We start from the raw sequence: 19162 nt of genomic DNA, 5'->3' as shown, positions 1-19162 counted from the left end.
TACACACACAGCGGAGGGGCGCCGATGAGCGAGCGAGCGTCCGTCCCCAAGGAAGACGAACAGGACGCCGAGGCCGCCGGAGCCGAGGCCGAAGCAGAGACAGACGCGGAGCCACCAGCGGACGGCGAACGGGAGCAGGAGCCCGAAGCGACCGGCGCGGACGCGGTCGTCCGGGCGCTGGAGAACGCGGGCGTCGAGTACCTCTTCGGCGTCCAGGGCGGGGCGATCATGCCCGTCTACGACGCGCTGTACCGCAGCGACGAGATGACCCACGTCACGATGGCCCACGAGCAGGGCGCGGCTCACGCCGCCGACGCCTACGGGATCGTCACCGGCGACCCCGGCGTCTGCATGGCCACCTCGGGGCCGGGCGCGACCAACCTCGTCACGGGGTTAGCCGACGCCAGCATGGACTCGGACCCGCTGGTCGCGCTGACCGGCCAGGTCCCGACGGACTTCGTCGGCAACGACGCCTTCCAGGAGACCGACACCATCGGCGTCACCCAGCCGATCACGAAGTACAACACCTTCGCCGACGACTCCGACGCGGTCGGGACCGACGTCGGCACGGCGTGGGCGCTTGCCAACGACGGCCGGCAGGGGCCGACGCTGGTGGACCTGCCCAAGGACGTCACCCAGGGCGAGACCGACGCCGAGCCCGGGCTGCCCGAGACGCCCGATACCTACCAGCCCCCCGAGCGCGCCGAACCCGAGAACGTGGCGACGGCTGCGGAGGTGCTTGCCGACGCGGACCGGCCGGTGATCCTGGCCGGCGGCGGCGTGATCAAAGCCGAGGCAAGTGAGGAACTCCGGGAGTTCGCCACCGAGCACGAGGTCCCGGTGATCACGACGATGCCCGGGACGGGGGCGTTCCCGGAGACCCACGACCTCTCGCTGGAGATCGCGGGGATGCACGGCACCGGCTACGCCAACCTGGCGGTCTCGCTGACGGACTGCCTGCTCGCCGTGGGCACCCGCTTCGACGACCGCCTGACCGGCGACGTGCGCACCTTCGCGCCCGACGCCGACGTCATCCACGTCGATATCGACCCCGCGGAGATCAGCAAGAACATCGAGGCGGACTACCCGCTTCTGGGCGACGCGGCGGCGGTGCTCGACCAGCTGGCCGAGGCCATGCCCGCCTCGCCCGACACCGACGAGTGGCTCGAGCAGTGCCAGACCTGGAAGGAGGAGTACCCGATGGACTACGAGACGCCGGAGGACGACCCCCTCAAACCACAGTACGTCGTCGAGAAATACGACGAACTGACGCCGGCGGACACGGTCGTCGCGGCGGGCGTGGGCCAGCACCAGATGTGGGCCTGGCAGTACTGGACCTGGACCGAGCCCCGCACGTGGGTCACCTCCCACGGGCTGGGGACGATGGGCTACGCGGTGCCGGCGGCGATCGGCGCGAAGCTGGCCGCACCCGACCGGGAGGTGGTGGCCTTCGACGGCGACGGCTCCTTCCTGATGACCGGCCAGGAGCTGACCGTCGCAGTCCGGGAGAACCTGAACATCACCATCGTCGTGCTGAACAACGAGGCGGTCGGGATGGTCCGCCAGTGGCAGGACGGCTTCTACGAGGGGCGGCGGATGGCCTCCGAATACCCCTGGGTCCCGCAGTTCGACAAGCTCGCGGAGGCCTACGGCGCCCAGGGGCTGCGCATCGAGTCCTACGACGAGGTCGAGGAGACCATTCAGGAGGCCCGCGAGTACGACGGCCCCTCGGTGATCGACGCGGTCATCGACCCGGCCGAGAACGTCTACCCGATGGTGCCCAGCGGGGGCAACAACGCGCGCTTCGCGCTGAACGAGGACCACCTGGAGCAACTATGACACAGGGCGAACTCCCCGGCCCCGGGCCCGACGCTCGACAGCTGCCCGAGGGCCGGCGCAACGAGGACGGCATCCGCATCGACCCCGAGGCCGAGGCCGAACACCCCCCCGAGCGGACGGTGCTCTCGGCGCTCGTGAAACACGAACCCGGCGTGCTCGCCGAGATCTCCGGGCTGTTCAGCCGCCGGCAGTTCAACATCGAGTCGCTGACCGTGGGGGCGACCATCGACGACGACCTCGCGCGGATGACGATCGTCATCGAGGAGCCCCGGCCGGGGATCGACCAGGCGAAAAAACAGCTGGAGAAGCGGATTCCCGTCGTCTCGGTCCGCGAGCTGGACGACGAGGCGGTCCAGCGCGAACTGGTCATCCTGAAGGTCAACGGCGACCGGCCCGACGAGGTCAACGCCATCACCGACATGTACGACGGGACGACGCTGGACGCCGGGCCGCGCACGATCACGGTCCAGATCACCGGCGACGAACAGAAGATCGACGACGCGGTCGACGCCTACGAGCAGTTCGGCATCCGCGAGCTGGTGCGGACGGGCTACGCCGCCCTGGCCCGCGGGGAGGCCCCGACAGCCCAGGTCAAACAGCCCAACAAGGCGCCCACGGAATCGCAGGTGGCAACCACGGAGGCAGACGATGACTGAATTCGACACCGAGGTCTACTACGACGACGACGCGGACGTATCGACAGTACAGGACGAGACGGTCGCCGTGCTCGGCTACGGCAGCCAGGGCCACGCCCACGCCCAGAACCTCGACGACTCCGGCGTGGACGTGGTCGTCGGCCTCCGGAAGTCCTCGGCCTCCCGGCAGGAAGCCGAGACCGACGGCCTGGAGGTGGCGACGCCGGCCAACGCCGCCGCGGCGGCCGACCGCGTCGTGATGCTGGTTCCCGACACCGTCCAGCCTGCAGTCTACGAGGACATCCGCGAGGGGATGGACGCCGGCGACACGCTGCAGTTCGCCCACGGGTTCAACATCCACTACGGCCAGATCGAGCCCCCCGAGGATGTCGACGTGACGATGGTCGCGCCCAAGTCACCGGGTCACCTGGTCCGGCGGACCTACAAGCGGGGCGAGGGCGTCCCCGGCCTGCTCGCGGTCTACCAGGACGCCACCGGCGAGGCCCACGCCGAGGGGCTGGCCTACGCGAAGGCCATCGGCTGCACCCGGGCGGGCGTCATCGAGACCTCCTTCCAGGAGGAGACCGAGACCGACCTGTTCGGCGAGCAGGCGGTGCTCTGTGGCGGCGTGACCGAGATGGTGAAGGCTGGCTTCGAGACGCTGGTCGACGCCGGCTACGCCCCGGAGATGGCCTACTTCGAGTGTCTCAACGAGCTCAAGCTCATCGTCGACCTGATGTACGAGGGTGGGCACATGGGGATGTGGAACTCCGTCTCCGATACCGCGGAGTACGGTGGTCTGACCCGCGGCGAGGAGGTCATCGACCGCGAGGGGATGCAGGAGATCCTCGAGGGCGTTCAGTCCGGTGAGTTCGCCCGCGAGTGGATCAACGAAAACCAGGCCCACCGGCCCGCCTACCGCCAGTACCGCGGCGCCGAGCAGTCCCATCAGATCGAGCAGGTGGGCGACCGGCTGCGGGAGCTGTTCGCCTGGGACGAACAGGCGGAGGAGGAGGTGCCAGCCGATGACTGAGATGCAGGACGTCGACCACACGCACCCCCACACCCAGGAGGCCTTCGGCTTCCGCTTCCAGCGGGGGGCGGTCGTGGCCGACGGTGGGGAAGACCAGCGCGGCGAGCCGGACGACGAGACGATGGCGGACGTGACACACGACACCGAGGAAGACGAGGCCACGACGCGCACCTTCGAGCGCGGCACCGAAGGGCGCGACGGTACTGTATGAGCCGGAACACGCTGTACGACAAGGTCTGGGAGAAGCACAAGGTAACGACGCTGCCAAACGGCCAGGACCAGCTGTTCGTCGGGCTGCACCTCATCCACGAGGTGACCAGCCCGCAGGCGTTCGGAATGTTGCGGGAGCGTGACATCGATGTCGCGCGCCCGGACCTGACGCTGGCGACCGTCGACCACATCGTCCCGACCGCCGACCAGTCCCGGCCCTACAGCGACGACGCGGCCGAAGAGATGATGGCCGAACTGGAGGAGAACGTCCGCGACGCGGGCATCGACTTCCTGGACCCGACGACCGGGGACCAGGGGATCGTCCACGTCGTCGGCCCGGAGCAGGGCCTGACCCAGCCCGGCAAGACCATCGTCTGTGGCGACTCCCACACCTCGACCCACGGCGCCTTCGGCGCGCTCGCGTTCGGCATCGGGACCTCACAGATCCGAGACGTGCTGGCGACACAGACCATCGCCATGGACAAACAGAAGGTCCGGAAGATCCAGGTCGACGGCCGGTTGCAGGAGGGCGTCGAGGCAAAGGACATCATCCTCGAGATCATCCGCCGCCTGGGCACCGAGGGCGGCGTCGGGTACGTCTACGAGTACGCCGGCGAGGCCATCGAGGACCTCGGGATGGAGGGGCGGATGAGCATCTGCAACATGTCCATCGAGGGCGGCGCCCGAGCGGGCTACGTCAACCCCGACGAGACCACCTTCGAGTGGCTCGAAGAGACCGACTACTTCCAGGAGAACCCCGGGGAGTTCGACCGCCTCAAGCCCTACTGGGAGTCGGTCCGCAGCGACGGGGACGCCGAGTACGACGACGTGGTCACCATCGACGCCGGCGACCTCGAACCAGTGGTCACCTGGGGAACCACACCCGGACAGGGGGTCGGCATCACGGACCCGATCCCGGCACCCGAGGACCTGCCCGAGGACAAGCAGGACACCGCCCGGCGCGCACAGGAACACATGCGCGTCGAACCCGGCGACACGATGGAGGGCTACGGGATAGACGTGGCCTTCCTCGGGTCGTGTACGAACGCCCGCCTGCCGGACCTGCGCCGCGCGGCCAGTATTGTCGAGGGCCGCGAGGTCCACGACGACGTGCGCGCGATGGTCGTCCCCGGCAGCCAGCGCGTCCAGCAGGCCGCCAAAGAGGAAGGCCTGAAGAACGTCTTCGAGAAAGCCGGCTTCGACTGGCGCAACGCCGGCTGTTCGATGTGTCTCGGCATGAACGAGGACCAGCTGGAGGGTGACGAGGCCTGTGCCTCCTCCTCCAACCGGAACTTTGTCGGCCGGCAGGGGAGCAAGGACGGCCGCACCGTCCTGATGAACCCCCAGATGGTCGCAGCCGCGGCGATCACCGGGGAAGTGACTGACGTGCGAGAACTGGAGGCGGTGGTGAACGTATGACGGGCGAGGACGAGGTCGAGATCCCCGAAGTGACGGACGTCTCCGGGACGGGCATCCCCATCCGCGGGAACGACATCGACACCGACCAGGTCATCCCGGCGCGGTTCATGAAGGTCGTCACCTTCGACGGCCTCGGGGAGTTCGCCTTCTTCGACCAGCGGTTCGATGACGAGGACAACCCCAAGGACCACCCGATGAACGAGGACCGGTTCCAGGACGCCTCCATCATGGTGGTCAACAACAACTTCGGCTGTGGTTCCTCTCGCGAGCACGCCCCGCAGGCGCTGATGCGCTGGGGCATCGACGCGCTCGTGGGTGAGGGCTTCGCCGAGATATTCGCGGGAAACTGTCTGGCGCTGGGCATCCCCACGGTCACCGCCGACCACGAGACGATAAACGACCTCCAGCAGTGGGTCGAGGACAACCCCGACGGCGAGATCGAGATCGACATCGACGCGGAGACTGTCTCGTACGGCGGACAGGAAGTCGGCGTCACCGTCAACGAGGGCCAGCGCAAGGCACTCGTCGACGGCATCTGGGACACGACGGCGCTGATGAAGTCGAATCAGAACGCTATCGAGGAGACCGCTGCCGGACTCCCCTACGTCGGGAGCCCCGAGTAGGACGCTTTTACCCCCGTTCAGCGCTCGTCACGCCGCAGACTAGCGGGTGCCGATCCGAACCAAACGTTGATTAGGAGAAGATTACAACGGTTCACTGAACGGAACTAGATGGGGGAGAGACAGGTGAACCGCGACGAGACCTTCGAGCTGCTGAGCAACCACCGGCGCCGCTACGCGCTCCACTACTGCAAGCACCGGGACGAGCCAGTGACGCTGTCGGACCTGGCCGAACAGGTCGCGGCCTGGGAGCACGACAAGTCCGTCGACGAGGTAACTTCGAGCGAGCGCAAGCGAACCTACACCTCCCTCCAGCAGACCCACCTCCCGGCGATGGAGGAGGCAGGGATCATCGAGTGGGACGACCAGGTCGAGCTGACGCCGGCCGCCGAGCGCCTCAACGTCTACATGGACATCGTGCCCGAGGAGTCGGTCCCGTGGGGAGTGTACTACCTCTGGCTCTCGGGGATCGGCGGCGCCGTGCTCGCCTTTGCGTGGTTCGACCTCGTGCCGGTCTCGGCCCCCGACATCGTCTGGGCCGGGCTCGTGGTCGCCGCTTTCGCCGTCTCCGCCGCCGTCCACGTGTACCGGAACCGACAGACGAAACTCGGCCGGACGGAACGGCCACCGGAGCTGGAGTGACCCGGAGTCCCGGACCGGGCCGCGATTCCGGACATGACCGCATCCGAATATGAACGACGAGATCCCCCTCACGCTGCGGCTCCGCCGGCTGGTCAGCGACTGGTTCCCCGCGGTCGTCGTGGGGCTGGTGGTTCTGACGCTCCTGGCGGGCGTCGGCACTTACGGCGCCCACGCCAGCACCGAGTACGAGACCGAGGAGGTGGTGGTGTCATCGCTGAACGAGTCGACGGAGTTCGAGCACAGTGCGCTGGTGCGCAACGACAGCACCGTCTGGTCGGAGGGCGAGACCGTGCGCGAGCGCCCGCTGTACTACATGCGCCTGATGCCGGTTCTCGACGCGAACTACACGTACGCCTACGACCTCAGCGGGGAGGACGGGGACCGGGACCCCGAGGTGACCGCCCGGACGGAGGCGCGGCTTCTCGTCCGCGCGGTGAACGAGGACGGCGAGACCCTCTGGCGTGACGTCCGGCCGCTGGCCTCCGAGACCTCCGGGTCGCTCGCGCCCGGGGAGGCACACGAGGTGTCGCTCTCGGTCAACACCACCCGCGTCGCCCGGCGGATCTTCCGGGTGGAGTCCGACCTCGGCGCGCAGGTCGGCGACGTCCAGGTGGTCGTCAGAGCGCGGACGTCGGTGAACGGCTCCGTCGCGGGCCAGGACCTCTCCCGCGAGCACGAGAGTTCCCTCCCGCTGGTGGTCCGGCCCCCCACCTACCGCGTGGACGGGGCACAGACGGTAGCAGCGGGCACGCCGTTGCGGACGGACACGGTCCGGGAGGCCGTCCAGCCCCCGCTGCTGACGCGGGTCGGCGCGCCGGTCGGGCTCCTCGCCGGACTCCTGGGCCTCGCCGGCCTCGCCTACGCCTCCCGGCGGGACCTGATCGAGCTGAGCGAGGCCGAGCGCGAACGGTGTCTGCTGGCGGAGAAGCGCAAGCAGTTCAACGACTGGATCACCCGCGGGGAGATCCCCGGTATCGACCAGTACCAGACTGTCGTCAAAGTCAGCAGTCTCTCCGGGCTGGTCGACCTCGCGATCGACACTAACAACCGCGTCATCGAGGACGACAACGCCTTCTACGTCCTCCGGGGCCGGGAGGACGTCGCCTACGTCTACGCCCCCTCGACCTCCGCGGTCCACAGCTGGCTGTTCGGCGGCTTCGACTTCGAGGACGACGGGTCGTTCCCCGAGGTCGAGGCGGCCGGGAACGGCGGGGACGCCTTCGGAGGCGGCACGGAAGCGCCCGACGTCGAGTCCCTCTTCGACGACGATGGGTTCGGTGACACGGAGGGTGCCGACAGGGGCGACGACGCGGACGCCTTCGAGTGGCCCGAGGAGGACGATGAGGCTGCGGGAGACGACCTCTGGTCCGGCGGGACGGAAGACACCGGGGACGACAGCCGGGAGTGAACCCCGGTGAGACACGCCAGCCAGCGGCTCGCTCCCGCCCCGTCTGTCCCACTCACGTCGCGACCCGTTCCCCTCGCCGCCGCCCGGTTCACTCCCGCCGCAGGGCGTCCCGGAGCCTGTTGCCGGCGGACTCCTCGCGGGCCCGCGAGCGCAGCCGGACCCGCCCGGTCCCCACGGTGTAGAGCGTGACCGCTGCGACGACCGCCGCGATGACGACGTTGATCACCCCGAGCGCCACGAGCGGGTGGACCCGGTGAAGCGTCGCGATCCACGGGCCCGGCAGGATCCCCAGATACCGGTGTTCGTGGACGTAGCGGGCGTAGGTGCCGGGTTGCTCGGGGATCTGTAGCTCGACTCCCGTCGACGCGCTGCCCTGGAATGGGACCGAGAGCTGCCGCTGGTCGACCCGCACGCCGCTGCTCGCGGGCTCGACGACCGCGTGCAGGGGGACGAACCCGCTGTTCTGGACGGTGTAGCGCAGCTCCAGCGTCCCGCCGGGCCGGACGGCGTCGTCTTCGGCGGGGTTCTCCGAACTGATGACGGTGTACTCCGCGGTGCCGCCGGGGATCACCATCGACGCGTTCGCGGGGACGAGCACCGCGAGCACGAACAGGACCGTGAGCACCTCCCCACGGAGGACGAACGACCCCCGGCGCCGGTTGTAGCTCCGCGATGGGCGCTGCCCGCTCAGCAACACGCTCGCCAGCAGCATCAGGAGCCCCGCCACGATGGCGACGATGCCGACCGCGCCCCCGCCGGCGGCTTCGAGGCCCACGATACCCAGCAGTGCGCCCACGACGGCGGTCACCAGCCCGCGGACTGTCGTGACGAGCACGCCGAGCCAGGGGATGGTGACGGGGCCGCCGCCGACCTGGAGGGCGACGCCGACGACCTGCCCCTCCTGGACCGGGGGCTCGCCGCCGTCCTGGTCGGTGAAGGGGTTGTTGTCCCCCTTGGTGATGTACCCCTCATCGGTCTCCCCGACCACCCGGTGGGTCGTCAGCCCACCCCCGTCGAACTCCTGGGCCTCGTAGAGCACGATGTCGCCCTCGCTCACGCCGCCGGTGACCGAACTCGGGAGGACGATGTAGCCGTCCCCGGGCTCGATGGTCGGGGACATGCTGTCGGTCTGGACGTACGTCAGCAGCAGCGGCTGGCCCAGCAGCTGGCCGAGCAGGAGTGCGAGCAGGAGGACCACCACGACTCCCCCGAGCGCGTACCGCGCGTACGTTCCAGCCCCCATTCGCTGTATCACACTACTCGGTCAGACGCGTATATGTTTCGTGGAGCTTTTCGCTCTCTGAAGCGAGTGGAGCCGTTTTTATTGCTTGACCGGTAAGGTAAGCATAAGGAGAGCTGACGGGCACTCGGGGGCCGCTCCGTCGGAATCACGAACACACATGGTCGACCGCAGACGCTTCCTGGCCGGACTCGGTTCGCTCGCCATCGGGAGCGGTGCGCTCTATCAGAGTGGTGCGTTTTCGGAAGTTGCAGCAGACCGTGGCGTGAGCATAGACGTTGCCAGCGACTCCAATGCGTTGCTCGGGATAGTCGGCCAAGGCCCTGTTAAAAGGAATGACCGTAAGCCCATGGTCGAATTCACGAACAATTTGAATAACTCCGTCAACATCACCGTCGCCTTAGACAACTGCGGGGATGGAACCCTCTATGACAACGAGGGCGGCAGCGGGTGTTTCGTGACGCTGACGCTGGACCCAGGGAAGAGACAGAGCGTGGATATCGAAAGTTCGGTAAACGGTACAGTTACATACACTGTGAGCGCGACCGGCGCGGGGTTTTCGCTCGATACCTCCGGCTCGGTTGAGGTTCAGTCCGGCCGGATCAAAGGACCGATCCGGATCCAAAAGCCTGCCAAAGACAACGAGTTCACGGCGAACAACCAGGGCAACAGTAACGTCTTCGAAGTCAAGAATGTCGACATCCGAGACGATGACGGTGACAACGACTTGGACAGAATCGAATTCGAGGTCGTCGAGAGTGGGACGGGTGGAACAGTCGTTGGCTATCGCGAAGTGACGAATCCACCGGGAGACAGGTACAGCCCCAAAGGAAACCCGGCCGTAGAGGTCCCACCCGAGTCGGGATACACGATCAAGGCGAACACGACCTACAAACTCCAGGTCACGGCGTTCGACACCGACGGTAACACCAATTCGGAAACCGTGGAGGATACAACGTAGGAGTCTGGGCGAGGACAGGCTGGGCTTTGTTGCTTGGAACCTCCCCGAGTTCAGGCTTGCCAGAGTAAGCGGGCGGCTATCGCCTCAGCTGGAATTAGCGGAAATAGTGATGTCCTTATCGGAAGGGACAGAATTGTTCCTGAGGTCAACAACAACGTCGAAGGCTTGAGAGTCGCCGGAAGCGGTCAGATTCACAGAGGAGCTTGACAGGGCAGTCGTCCCTCCGCTTCCGTCTGAATACTCGAAAGAGAGAGCGTTCGGGACGTTACTCACACTGACGTCTACCGGATTGCTACCGTTGTTCGTTATCGTGAACCCGTTGTTGAATCTGGTGACGGCGTTATCATTGAGCTGCGTCACGTTCAATTGGACGGTGTTACCGCCGCTGTTACCGTTTGCGAGGCCAGCGTAGCTCCCGTCCACCGAGAGGCCCAGTAACGCGCTACTGTCGCTTTCGACTCCGATAGAGACAGTCCGGTCTGCCTCCACACTACTGAAGGCGCCCGTGCCCATGAGCGCACCGCTGCCTGCGACGAGTGAGCCGAGCCCGATCAATGCGTTCCTGCGAGTGACCCTCATTCTGCCAGGAAGGTGACTTTGGTATCGCCCTCGGTTGCGGTCCTGGTATTTATCTCGAGGTCGAGATCCTGATCCGGGTCCCCGCTTGCGTCAAGTGTGACGGATGTTCCCGTGAGGTCGTCGTCGTTCTCGTCGTAGAATGTCACTCCCGACGGCGTCCCGTCGATGCTGAAATCGACCGCGTCGGAACCGTCGTTGGTGACGGTGAGTACGCCGTTGAATCTGGTAGTCGCCTCGTCGTTGAGCGAATTCGTGTTAATACTGATCGTCGGAGTGGTACTACCACCCCCGTCGATACTCACTCCATTGTAGCTGTTCGGGCCAGTAGTGAAACCGAGGAGAGCACTGTTATCGCCCGTGGTTCCGATAGAGACAGTCCGATCTGCCTCAACACTACTGAACGCGCCCGTGCCCACGAGCGCACCGCTGCCTGCGACCAGCGATCCAAGTCCGATCAACGCGTTTCGTCTTGTGAGCTTCATTGGTGGTAATCTCCGCTTGTGTTGCGGTAGGAGTACCTTAGAACCCCAACCACTTTGTATTGACCTGCTTGAAGCGTTTTCACGGCATATTTCCGGTTTTCAAGCCCTGCTTGAGGCCAGCGAGCGCACCGGGATTTCGCCCTCTCGTCGCTTCAAGCACAGCCATACCATCTTCAAGCAGGTCAGAACAAAGACCTTACCGCTCTTTTTCAGCGAGTGAAGAGACCTCATGACGTCCCGCCGGAACTTCGTCATCGGTGCCGGCACGCTCCTGACGGGTAGCGGGACGTTTCTCGGCTCCGGAGCATTCGGCGTCGGGAACGCGAGGAACCCCGAGAACTGGATTCCCGTCGGCGTCCGAACGCCTTCTTCTGAGGGCTTCGAGTCGTCGGTCGGCCTCCAGGACCAGGAAGGCGAGGGGGGCGACGACTCCGACGGTCAGCAGCCCGACGACCCCGGGGACGACGAGGGGAGTTCGGGCGGCGAGGACGACGGCGACGATCACGACGGAGAAGACGAGGACCGCGACGAGACTGACGACGGAGACAGCCCGGACGACGACCGGGACGAGGACCGCGATGACGGCGACCGCGATGACGACCGGGAGGAGAGCGGGGCCCCGAGCGGCGAGACGAGCATCCGCCTGGAGGTCGACGACCCGGATGTGCTCGACTCCGAGCACGTCCTGGCCGACGACGGCGGCACACTCCGGGGGCTCCGCCTGGAGGACCTCAACATGAACGCGCTGACCTACGTCGGCGAGACCGCCGACGGGCGGTTTCCGAACCCGGGTGCCGGCGACCGCGTGGCCTTCCTCGTGGTCAACGACGGCGACACGGCGGTCGACCTGTCCGTCGACGTCGACGGCACCGCGCCCGGCGTGCTCGGCTTCCCGACGTGGGTGGACGCGGGGGTCCGCGGCCCGCGCCAGCGCGACCTCACGAGCGTCGCGGCCGAGGGTCTCCAGCCCGGCGGGGTCGTACACGTGGTCGTCGAAGTCGACACCACGGGCGTCGAGGATGTCCCGCCCGACGCCGTCGAGGCGGTCACGTTCGTCGCCGACCCCGTGTGAGGTGTTCGCGCGCCGGGGCCGACCCCGGTGACCGACCGCGGGACCGGAACGCGGCGCACCGTCTTCACGCGGGCGAGGGCTCCTGGACGCCGGAGAGGTAGGCGGTGAGGTCCGTCGAGGAGAGCATCCCGATGACGGTGTCGTCGCCGTCGACGACGGGGAGGTGGTTGATCCCGTAGGTTATCATCGCGTCCGCGGCGTCGCGGATCGGGTCCTGGGGGCCGACGGTGACAACCTTCTCGGTCATGTAGCGCTCGACAGTCGTGTCGGCTTTCGGCCGGCTCTTGGCGACGATCGCGACGAAGTCCGTGCTCGTCAGGATCCCCTCGAGCCGCCCCTCGTCGTCCACGACGACCAGCGACCCGACCTCCTTCTCGCGGAGTCGCTGGGCAGCGTCCTCCACGAGCGTGTCGCTGGTCACCGAGACGACGCCGTTTGACATCAGGCTCGCGACGAAGATGTCGTCCATGGATTGACTCTCGCAGGTGCCCTGCTAATGCTTAACGGTCGATCCTCACAGACCCGGGCAGTCGTCCGCCTTCGGGGTGCCGGTCGCCCGGCCCGCAGAACGCTCCGGCAGCGCGACCGAAACCCCCATGCGCCCGCCGGGCACAGGTCGGGGCATGACTCACGAGATCGCGGTCATCCCGGGCGACGGGATCGGGCGGGAAGTGACGCCGGCGGCCGTCGAGGTCCTGGAGGCGCTGCCCGTCGACCTGGAGTTCGTCCACGCCGAGGCCGGCGACGCCACGCTGGAAGAGACCGGCGAGGCCCTGCCCGCGGAGACGCGGGCGGTCGCCGAGGAGGCCGACGCGACGCTGTTCGGCGCGGTCGGCGAGACGGCCGCCGACGTCATCCTCCCGCTGCGGGAGGTCGTCGGCTCGTTCGCCAACGTCCGCCCGGCCCGGGCGTACCCGGGACTGGACGCCGTGAAGCCCGAGACCGACCTGGTCTTTATCCGGGAGAACACCGAGGGGGTCTACTCGGGGATCGAGTCCGAGATCACCGAGGGGGTTCGGACGCTGACCCGCGTCGTCACCGAGGAGGCCTCACGGGAGATCGCGGAGTACGGCTTCCGCTACGCGCAGCGCAACGGCTACGACGACGTGACGGTCGCGCACAAGGCAAACGTCATGCGCGAGACCGACGGGCTCTTTCTGGAGACCGCAGAGCGGGTCGCGGAAGAGCGGGATGCGGACTACGACACCGCCCTGATGGACGCGCTGGCGATGCACCTCATCATCCATCCCGAGGACTACGGCGTTGTGGTCTGTCCCAACCTCGCTGGCGACATGCTCTCGGACCTGGCGGCCGGGCTGGTCGGCGGGCTCGGCCTGCTGCCGAGCGCCAACATCGGACACGAGAACGCCCTGTTCGAGCCGGTCCACGGTTCCGCGCCCGACATCGCCGGCCAGGGGGTCGCCAATCCCGCAGCGATGCTGTTCTCGGCGGCGATGCTGCTCGAGCACCTCGAGTACCCCGACGAGGCCGCTCGCCTGCGTGAGGCCGTGGAGGCGACGCTCGCCGAGGGACCACACACCCCGGACCTGGGCGGCGACGCCGGCACCGAGGACGTGACGGCGGCGGTTCTCGACCGGCTGTAGGCTGTGTGAGTTCGGCCGCTCGCGCCGGCACCGGGAATCCCCCCGCTGCCCCCGCTGGGCTTATATCCGTCGCCGGCGAACGCCGGGTATGGCCACGATCGAGATAGACGAGGACACCGTTCAGCGCCTCGACTCGCTGCGGGTAGAGGACGAATCCTACGACGAGATTGTCAACGAGCTGATCAATATCTACGAGGCCGAGGAGCTGACGCTGTTCCACGCCGGTGACGAGATCTGAAACGGGCGACAGATTTTTGCGTCGGTTACGAACATCTCACAGCATGAGCGAAGGCACGGGTTCGACAGTCGAGTGTCCGGTTTGCGGAGAGCAGTTCGACCCAACCGCCGCTGGCGGCTGGTGCACCAATCCCGACTGTGGGGAGTGGCGACACGAGGGCGACGAGGATGGCGACCCGGTTGTCGAGGACGGGGCCGACGGAGACAGTGCCGACGCCGGCGGCGATGTCGAGGGCGCGCCCGACGCCGACGGGAGCGACGCTCCCGTGGGCGGATCCGGGCCGTCCGAGGAGGAGTCCCCTCTCGCCGGGGCGGACGCGGCTCCGGCAGGCGAGAGCGGGTCGCTGGGCCAGGACGAGCCGGACGACGGGGCTGCGGGTGGCCCCCTCGGCGACGACCCGTTCGACGACGACGCTCCACTCGGGGAGGAAGGCTCGTCCGACGACGGACTCCTCGGTGACGATGACTCACCGGAAGCCGACGGCCCGCTGCTCGGCGACGATGAGGGGCTGGCCGGCGCGGACCCGGACGCCCCCGACGCGGACGCAGACGAAGCGGCCGACACCGAAGACGCCGCCGACGAAGACGACGAAAGCGGTGACTCAGCCGACGACGAGCCAGTTGTGGAAGACGAACCGGGCGGGGACGACGAGCCCGCCGGGGACGAGGAAGCGGTCGCTGACGAGGAACCGGACCTAAGAGAGGAACCGGATTCGGACGAGGCGCCTACCCTGGAGGAGGAAGGGTCGCCGGAAGAGCCCGCTGAGCCGACGGGAGCGGACGGGGAGGCCGACAGCGGCGTCGCGGGCGAGGAGGCCGACAGCGGCGTCGCGGGCGAGGAGGCCGACAGCGGCGTCGCGGGCGAGGAGGCCGACAGCGGCGTCGCGGGCGAGGCCGCCTCAGACCCGGCCGGGACAGCGGAGAAGGCGGAGGGAGCAGAGGGGTCACCTGGGCCGGAAGGGGAGCCCGCGGAGTCAGGGGTAGCGGGGACTGCGGAGGCGGACACAGCGGAGGCAACGGAGGCCGACGCGGGAGAGGCCGACACGGCAGAGACGGCCGAGGCTGCGGAGGCCGACGCCGAAAAAGACGAGGACGATACCGGAGAAACCGACTCCGCGGAGGTGCTCGCCTGTCCGGAGTGTGACGCGGAGGTGACCGCCGACGCCAGCTTCTGCCCCGAGTGTGGCGCCGACGTCTCCCAGCTTCCGCGGGAGGACGAGGCCGAAGAGGAACAGCAGGCCTGTCCCGACTGCGGTGCGGAGGTCGCGGCCGACGACAACTTCTGTGCCTCCTGTGGCGCGGACCTGACCGAGACCGGGTCCGAACCCGAGCCGCTGACCGAGTGCCCCGAGTGTGGCGCCGAAGTCGACGAGGGGGCCGTCTACTGTGCCTCCTGTGGCGAGCACCTCGAGCCGCACCGGTCCGGTGGCGACGACGCGGCGGAGAGTGGCGGGGAGTCGGGAGCCGGGGACGCCGAGCCCGCACCCGAGGTGCTGACGCTCAGCGCCCGCGGGCGCGAAGTCCGCGTCGCGGACGGCGACGCCGTGGGCCGCCAGGTCCGGCGGATCATCATCGACACCGACGGCGACGAGGACGAGGCCGTCCGCGTCCACCGCGAGCACGTCCGCTTCGTCCGCGAGAACGGCCAGTTCTACGTCGTCGACCTCGGCGACAACCCGACGGCCGTGAACGGCCAGCGCATGGAGAAAGGCGACCGCCGGCCCATCGGCCCCGGCGACGAACTCGGCCTCTCCGGCGTGGTCACGCTCCGCGTCGGGCGCCCCTGATATGGCCGGACGACGCGAGGATCTCGTCTCCTCCTTCCGTCTCGCGGGCGCCGGTGAGGCCCGACTGTTCGGTGGCGGGTTGCTCGCGCTCGTCGTCTACGCGCTGTGGGTCGGCCTCTCGGGGGCCGCGCTCACCTTCGGCGCGGACGCGCTGAACGTCTCGCTGTCGCCCGAGCCCTGGACCGGCGCGAAGACGGGTCTGGTCGCCGTCGCGCTCCTGGCGTGGGTGCTGGTCCCGGCGGCTGTCGGGGCCCGGCTGCTGGTCGGCCAGCTGACGAACGAGAGCGGCAACATCGCACAGCAGTACCGCTACCGGCACCCGTCGGCGCTGCTGGCTCCGCCGGTCGTCCTCCTCGCGGTGGCCGCCGTGGCGACCGTCGCACTCGCCGGGCCGCCGTGGCCGGTCTTCGCCGTGCTCGTCCTCGCTGCCCTCTTCGTGCTCGTGCGGACCGTCGCGTACGGTTACCGGGTCTTCTCCCTGTCCGCGCCGCGGGCGCTGGCGGCGGCCGCGGGACTGAGCTTCCTGGCTCTCGCTGTCGCCCTGCTCACCGGGGGCGCGGTTCTGGCCGGGCGCCGGGACTACCTCGTGTCCGTCGTCGAGGGTGTCGCCGGAGCCGTCGGCGTCGACGGCGCGGTCTGGCTCGTCGACGGGCGCGTGACCGTCGCCGGCGCGACGCTCCCCGCGGCGGTCGCCGCCGCCGTCACTGTCCCCGTTGGACTGTCGGTTCTCTACCTGCTGGTCCAGACACTCGCCGGCGTGGTCGACCGGGTCCGCGAGCCCGACGTCCCGCGGTCGGAGCTCCGGACCGGCCAGCGGTACCCGGACTTCGCGCGCCCGACCACCGACAGGACTGGCGCCGGTGGGCCGGCTTCCGGCTCCACCTCTACTTCCTCCCCGTCGAGGCCCTCGACGGGGTCCGGGTCTACGTCCGGGTCGGGATCCGGAACGGGGTCGACGTCCCCGTCAGCCTCCTCCGGATCCTCCAGTTCCCCGCCGGACACGTCCCCGGATACGGCAGACCCGACTGAGACGGACGGTGTCCGTGATTCGGACGAATCGGACTCGCCGACCGTCGACACCGGTCCCGGGGACCCGGAGCTGACCGACGACGTGAGCAACACCCGGGTCTACACGCCCCCGGGCGACGGCGACGACGACGAAGACCCGCTGTCGCCCGGAGCCGACTCGGGGGACGAACGGGCCGATGCCGGAACAGACGCGACGGCCGGCGGCGCCGCCGGGGCCGGTGACGCGGCCGGCGCGACCGCGGACGACGTCTGCCCGGAGTGTGGCGAGTCACACGACCCGGGGGCGGTCTTCTGTCCGGCCTGCGGGGCCGCCCTCGAGTGAGTCAGCTCGCCCGCTCGATCTCCTCGATGGCCTCGGGGTTGTCGATGCTGGAGAGGTCGCCGACCTCCTCGCCGGTGTACACCGACTGGATGATCCGGCGGACGATCTTCCCGCTCTGGGTCTCGGGGAACTCGTCGACGAAGAGTACCTCGCGGGGCCGGAACGGCTTGCCCAGTTCCTCGCCGACCTGGTCGCGCAGCCGCTCGCGGAGCTCATCGGAGGGTTCGTAGCCCTCGTTGAGGATGACGTAGGTGACGACGGCGGTCCCGGTCGTGTCGTCGGGCGCGCCGACGGCGACCGCGGCGTTGACGGCCTCGTGCTCGATGAGCGCGCCTTCCACCTCCGCGGGGCCGACCTTCCGGCCGGCGACGTTGAGCACGTCGTCGGCCCGTCCCTCGAGGAACCAGAAGCCGTCGGCGTCTTTCCGGGCCCAGTCGCCGTGGTTCCACATGTCCTCGAAGGTGCTCCAGTACTCCTCGAGGTACCGTTCGTCGCCGCTCCACAGCGACTTCGTCATCGAGGGCGCCGAGGACTTGCAGACCAGGTAGCCCCGCTCGCCCGCGTCGGCGACGGACTCGCCCTGTCTGTTCACGATGTCGACGTCCATCCCGAGCGCGGGGGCGGCGAGCGTGCCGGGTTTGAGCGCGTGCACGGGGGAGGGCTGGAGGAAGCAGCCGAATATCTCCGTGCCGCCGGAGATGTTCATGACCGGCGTGTCGCCGCCGCCGACCTCGTCGAGGAACCACTGCCAGGACTCGGGGTCCCAGGGCTCGCCCGTCGAGCCAAGCAGGCGCAGCGAGGAGAGGTCGTGGCCCTCCAGCCACTCGGTGCCGTGTTTCCGGAGCGCGCGGATCGCGGTCGGCGAGACGCCGAACGCCGAGAGCTTGTGGCGGTCGATCATCTCCCAGAACCGGTCGGGCTCGGGGTAGTCCGGCGCCCCCTCGTAGATGAAGATCGTGCCGCCGAAGACGTGATTCCCGATCAGCGTCCAGGGCCCCATCATCCAGCCGATGTCGGACACCCAGAAGAAGCGGTCGCCGGGCTTGTGGTCGAACGCGAAGTACAGCTCCTTGGCCGGCTGGACCAGCCCGCCGGCGTGGGTGTGGACGATCCCCTTCGGCTTGCCGGTGGTCCCCGACGAGTACAGCAGCATACACTCCTGGTCCGAGGGCAGCGATTTCGTCTCGTAGCTGTCGTCCTGTGTCGCGATGGCTTCTTCCCACCACTCGTCGCGGTCGGCCCAGGGGACGGCCTCGGAGCCCGCCTCGTGGCCCAGCCGGGAGTAGACGACCGTGTGCTCGACGTGGCCGGCCTCGCCGATGGCCTCGTCGGCCTGCTGTTTGAGGTGGATCTCGGAGCCACGCCGGAGGAAGCCGTCGCCGGTAAAGAGGACTGAGGGTTCGGAGTCGGCGATCCGCGTGGCGGTGGCGTCGACGCCGAAGCCCGAGAAGATGGGGACGGCGATGGCACCGACCTTGAAACAGCCGTACATGATGGAGACGACTTCCGGGACCATCGGCATGTAGAGCCCGACGGTGTCGCCCGTCCCGACCCCGCGACTCTCCAGGTAGTTCGCGACCTGGTTGGCCTGGCGGTGGAGTTCGTGGTAGGTCATCTCCCGGACCTGGCCGTCCTCGCCCTCCCAGATGGTGGCGACGTGGTTGCGCGTGCCGCTGTCGACCCGGGCGTGGCGGTCGACGACGTTGTGGGCGATGTTGAGCTCCCCGCCGACGTACCAGTCGGTGAACTGCGGCCCGCCGCTCGCGTCGCGCACCCGGTCGTAGTCCTCGTAGAACTCCAGCCCGAGGTGGTCGACGACGTCGTCCCAGAACCAGTCCAGTCCGGAATCCTCGACGCCCTCGACGTCCTCGACGCTCCGGCGGTGGAGTTCGTCGTAGCTTTCGATGCCGTGTGCCTGCATGAACTGGTAGATGTTGCTCGAGCGGACGAACGCCTCGTCCGGTTCGTAGGCCACTTCGAGCTCGTCTGACTGGGACATGTGTGTACACACGACGAGTCGGCTCAAAGTATTTGTGTGAGGTG

Annotated in this window: 19 protein-coding genes; 14 read left to right on the top strand and 5 right to left on the bottom strand. The window is 68.2% G+C overall.

Annotation, left to right across the window (positions count from 1 at the left end; genetic code table 11):
- Nucleotides 1-24 precede the first annotated feature (24 nt).
- From ilvB to GN153_RS06420, 8 genes are all read left to right on the top strand, one after another.
- Nucleotides 25-1839, top strand: coding sequence for a biosynthetic-type acetolactate synthase large subunit (ilvB, locus tag GN153_RS06455; protein WP_159900947.1), 1815 nt, complete (start codon nucleotides 25-27; stop codon nucleotides 1837-1839).
- The gene (gene ilvN / locus GN153_RS06450) at nucleotides 1836-2495 is read left to right on the top strand and encodes an acetolactate synthase small subunit (RefSeq protein WP_159900945.1); all 660 of its coding nucleotides are present in this window, start codon (nucleotides 1836-1838) and stop codon (nucleotides 2493-2495) included. Before ilvB ends, ilvN begins: the two co-directional genes overlap by 4 nt.
- On the top strand, nucleotides 2488-3507 hold the full coding sequence (ilvC, locus tag GN153_RS06445) for a ketol-acid reductoisomerase (RefSeq protein WP_159900943.1): 1020 nt from the start codon (nucleotides 2488-2490) through the stop codon (nucleotides 3505-3507). Before ilvN ends, ilvC begins: the two co-directional genes overlap by 8 nt.
- A complete protein-coding gene (locus tag GN153_RS06440) occupies nucleotides 3500-3718 on the top strand; it encodes a hypothetical protein (RefSeq protein ID WP_159900941.1) in 219 nt (72 codons plus the stop codon). Before ilvC ends, GN153_RS06440 begins: the two co-directional genes overlap by 8 nt.
- The gene (gene leuC, locus GN153_RS06435) at nucleotides 3715-5136 is read left to right on the top strand and encodes a 3-isopropylmalate dehydratase large subunit (RefSeq protein ID WP_159900939.1); all 1422 of its coding nucleotides are present in this window, start codon (nucleotides 3715-3717) and stop codon (nucleotides 5134-5136) included. The genes GN153_RS06440 and leuC overlap by 4 nt, the downstream gene beginning before the upstream one ends.
- On the top strand, nucleotides 5133-5759 hold the full coding sequence (gene leuD, locus GN153_RS06430; protein ID WP_159900937.1) for a 3-isopropylmalate dehydratase small subunit: 627 nt from the start codon (nucleotides 5133-5135) through the stop codon (nucleotides 5757-5759). Before leuC ends, leuD begins: the two co-directional genes overlap by 4 nt.
- A 108-nt stretch (nucleotides 5760-5867) precedes the next feature.
- Nucleotides 5868-6398, top strand: coding sequence for a DUF7344 domain-containing protein (locus GN153_RS06425; RefSeq protein ID WP_159900935.1), 531 nt, complete (start codon nucleotides 5868-5870; stop codon nucleotides 6396-6398).
- A 49-nt stretch (nucleotides 6399-6447) separates the two neighbouring features.
- The gene (locus GN153_RS06420; RefSeq protein ID WP_159900933.1) at nucleotides 6448-7806 is read left to right on the top strand and encodes a DUF5305 family protein; all 1359 of its coding nucleotides are present in this window, start codon (nucleotides 6448-6450) and stop codon (nucleotides 7804-7806) included.
- Nucleotides 7807-7894: 88 nt separating this feature from the next.
- On the opposite strand, the gene GN153_RS06415 is transcribed toward GN153_RS06420, so the two are convergent.
- Nucleotides 7895-9049 carry a signal peptidase I gene (locus tag GN153_RS06415; RefSeq protein WP_159900931.1) on the bottom strand — a complete coding sequence of 385 codons (1155 nt, stop codon included), beginning with the start codon at nucleotides 9047-9049 and terminating at the stop codon, nucleotides 7895-7897.
- 157 nt (nucleotides 9050-9206) lie between these two features.
- On the opposite strand from GN153_RS06415, the gene GN153_RS06410 reads away from it, so the two are divergent.
- Nucleotides 9207-10007 (top strand): hypothetical protein, encoded by an 801-nt coding sequence (locus tag GN153_RS06410; protein WP_159900929.1) that lies wholly within the window; start codon nucleotides 9207-9209, stop codon nucleotides 10005-10007.
- An 84-nt stretch (nucleotides 10008-10091) separates the two neighbouring features.
- Here GN153_RS06410 and GN153_RS06405 read toward each other — a convergent pair whose 3' ends face one another.
- On the bottom strand, nucleotides 10092-10496 hold the full coding sequence (locus GN153_RS06405) for a hypothetical protein (RefSeq protein WP_159900927.1): 405 nt from the start codon (nucleotides 10494-10496) through the stop codon (nucleotides 10092-10094).
- An 86-nt stretch (nucleotides 10497-10582) separates the two neighbouring features.
- Entirely contained in the window at nucleotides 10583-11068 is a 486-nt protein-coding gene (locus GN153_RS06400; RefSeq protein ID WP_159900925.1) for a hypothetical protein, read from the bottom strand.
- A gap of 229 nt (nucleotides 11069-11297) precedes the next feature.
- Between GN153_RS06400 and GN153_RS06395 the strand changes: the two genes are divergently transcribed.
- The gene (locus tag GN153_RS06395) at nucleotides 11298-12140 is read left to right on the top strand and encodes a hypothetical protein (RefSeq protein ID WP_159900923.1); all 843 of its coding nucleotides are present in this window, start codon (nucleotides 11298-11300) and stop codon (nucleotides 12138-12140) included.
- Nucleotides 12141-12204: 64 nt separating this feature from the next.
- Here GN153_RS06395 and GN153_RS06390 read toward each other — a convergent pair whose 3' ends face one another.
- Complete coding sequence (locus GN153_RS06390; RefSeq protein ID WP_159900921.1) at nucleotides 12205-12609, bottom strand: CBS domain-containing protein; 405 nt, start codon at nucleotides 12607-12609, stop codon at nucleotides 12205-12207.
- A gap of 154 nt (nucleotides 12610-12763) precedes the next feature.
- Here GN153_RS06390 and GN153_RS06385 point away from each other — a divergent pair, with 154 nt between their 5' ends.
- From GN153_RS06385 to GN153_RS06375, 4 genes are all read left to right on the top strand, one after another.
- Nucleotides 12764-13744 carry an isocitrate/isopropylmalate dehydrogenase family protein gene (locus GN153_RS06385; protein ID WP_159900919.1) on the top strand — a complete coding sequence of 327 codons (981 nt, stop codon included), beginning with the start codon at nucleotides 12764-12766 and terminating at the stop codon, nucleotides 13742-13744.
- Between the two features lie 88 nt (nucleotides 13745-13832).
- Nucleotides 13833-13982, top strand: a complete 150-nt coding sequence (locus GN153_RS17460; RefSeq protein WP_201287815.1) for a DUF7557 family protein — start codon at nucleotides 13833-13835, stop codon at nucleotides 13980-13982.
- Nucleotides 13983-14025: 43 nt separating this feature from the next.
- Nucleotides 14026-15768 carry a zinc ribbon domain-containing protein gene (locus GN153_RS06380; protein ID WP_159900917.1) on the top strand — a complete coding sequence of 581 codons (1743 nt, stop codon included), beginning with the start codon at nucleotides 14026-14028 and terminating at the stop codon, nucleotides 15766-15768.
- 1 nt (nucleotide 15769) lies between these two features.
- Nucleotides 15770-17119, top strand: a complete 1350-nt coding sequence (locus GN153_RS06375; protein ID WP_159900915.1) for a zinc ribbon domain-containing protein — start codon at nucleotides 15770-15772, stop codon at nucleotides 17117-17119.
- A 1-nt stretch (nucleotide 17120) separates the two neighbouring features.
- On the opposite strand, the gene GN153_RS06370 is transcribed toward GN153_RS06375, so the two are convergent.
- Nucleotides 17121-19118, bottom strand: a complete 1998-nt coding sequence (locus GN153_RS06370; RefSeq protein WP_159900913.1) for an AMP-binding protein — start codon at nucleotides 19116-19118, stop codon at nucleotides 17121-17123.
- Nucleotides 19119-19162: the final 44 nt, after the last annotated feature.

Source organism: Salinirussus salinus (assembly GCF_009831455.1).
Classification (GTDB): Archaea; Halobacteriota; Halobacteria; order Halobacteriales; family Haloarculaceae; genus Salinirussus; species Salinirussus salinus.
This window is presented reverse-complemented; position numbering and strand designations above follow the sequence as displayed.

Excerpts from the sequence above, each read along its gene's own strand:
- ilvC (WP_159900943.1), top strand. The coding sequence starts at position 2,488 with ATGACTGAATTCGACACCGAGGTCTACTACGACGACGACGCGGACGTA.
- GN153_RS06395 (WP_159900923.1), top strand. The coding sequence starts at position 11,298 with ATGACGTCCCGCCGGAACTTCGTCATCGGTGCCGGCACGCTCCTGACG.
- ilvN (WP_159900945.1), top strand. The coding sequence starts at position 1,836 with ATGACACAGGGCGAACTCCCCGGCCCCGGGCCCGACGCTCGACAGCTG.
- leuC (WP_159900939.1), top strand. The coding sequence starts at position 3,715 with ATGAGCCGGAACACGCTGTACGACAAGGTCTGGGAGAAGCACAAGGTA.
- GN153_RS06410 (WP_159900929.1), top strand. The coding sequence starts at position 9,207 with ATGGTCGACCGCAGACGCTTCCTGGCCGGACTCGGTTCGCTCGCCATC.
- GN153_RS06415 (WP_159900931.1), bottom strand. The coding sequence starts at position 9,049 with ATGGGGGCTGGAACGTACGCGCGGTACGCGCTCGGGGGAGTCGTGGTG.
- GN153_RS06390 (WP_159900921.1), bottom strand. The coding sequence starts at position 12,609 with ATGGACGACATCTTCGTCGCGAGCCTGATGTCAAACGGCGTCGTCTCG.
- GN153_RS06385 (WP_159900919.1), top strand. The coding sequence starts at position 12,764 with ATGACTCACGAGATCGCGGTCATCCCGGGCGACGGGATCGGGCGGGAA.
- GN153_RS06380 (WP_159900917.1), top strand. The coding sequence starts at position 14,026 with ATGAGCGAAGGCACGGGTTCGACAGTCGAGTGTCCGGTTTGCGGAGAG.
- ilvB (WP_159900947.1), top strand. The coding sequence starts at position 25 with ATGAGCGAGCGAGCGTCCGTCCCCAAGGAAGACGAACAGGACGCCGAG.
- GN153_RS06375 (WP_159900915.1), top strand. The coding sequence starts at position 15,770 with ATGGCCGGACGACGCGAGGATCTCGTCTCCTCCTTCCGTCTCGCGGGC.
- GN153_RS06370 (WP_159900913.1), bottom strand. The coding sequence starts at position 19,118 with ATGTCCCAGTCAGACGAGCTCGAAGTGGCCTACGAACCGGACGAGGCG.
- leuD (WP_159900937.1), top strand. The coding sequence starts at position 5,133 with ATGACGGGCGAGGACGAGGTCGAGATCCCCGAAGTGACGGACGTCTCC.
- GN153_RS06425 (WP_159900935.1), top strand. The coding sequence starts at position 5,868 with ATGGGGGAGAGACAGGTGAACCGCGACGAGACCTTCGAGCTGCTGAGC.
- GN153_RS06420 (WP_159900933.1), top strand. The coding sequence starts at position 6,448 with ATGAACGACGAGATCCCCCTCACGCTGCGGCTCCGCCGGCTGGTCAGC.
- GN153_RS06400 (WP_159900925.1), bottom strand. The coding sequence starts at position 11,068 with ATGAAGCTCACAAGACGAAACGCGTTGATCGGACTTGGATCGCTGGTC.
- GN153_RS06440 (WP_159900941.1), top strand. The coding sequence starts at position 3,500 with ATGACTGAGATGCAGGACGTCGACCACACGCACCCCCACACCCAGGAG.
- GN153_RS17460 (WP_201287815.1), top strand. The coding sequence starts at position 13,833 with ATGGCCACGATCGAGATAGACGAGGACACCGTTCAGCGCCTCGACTCG.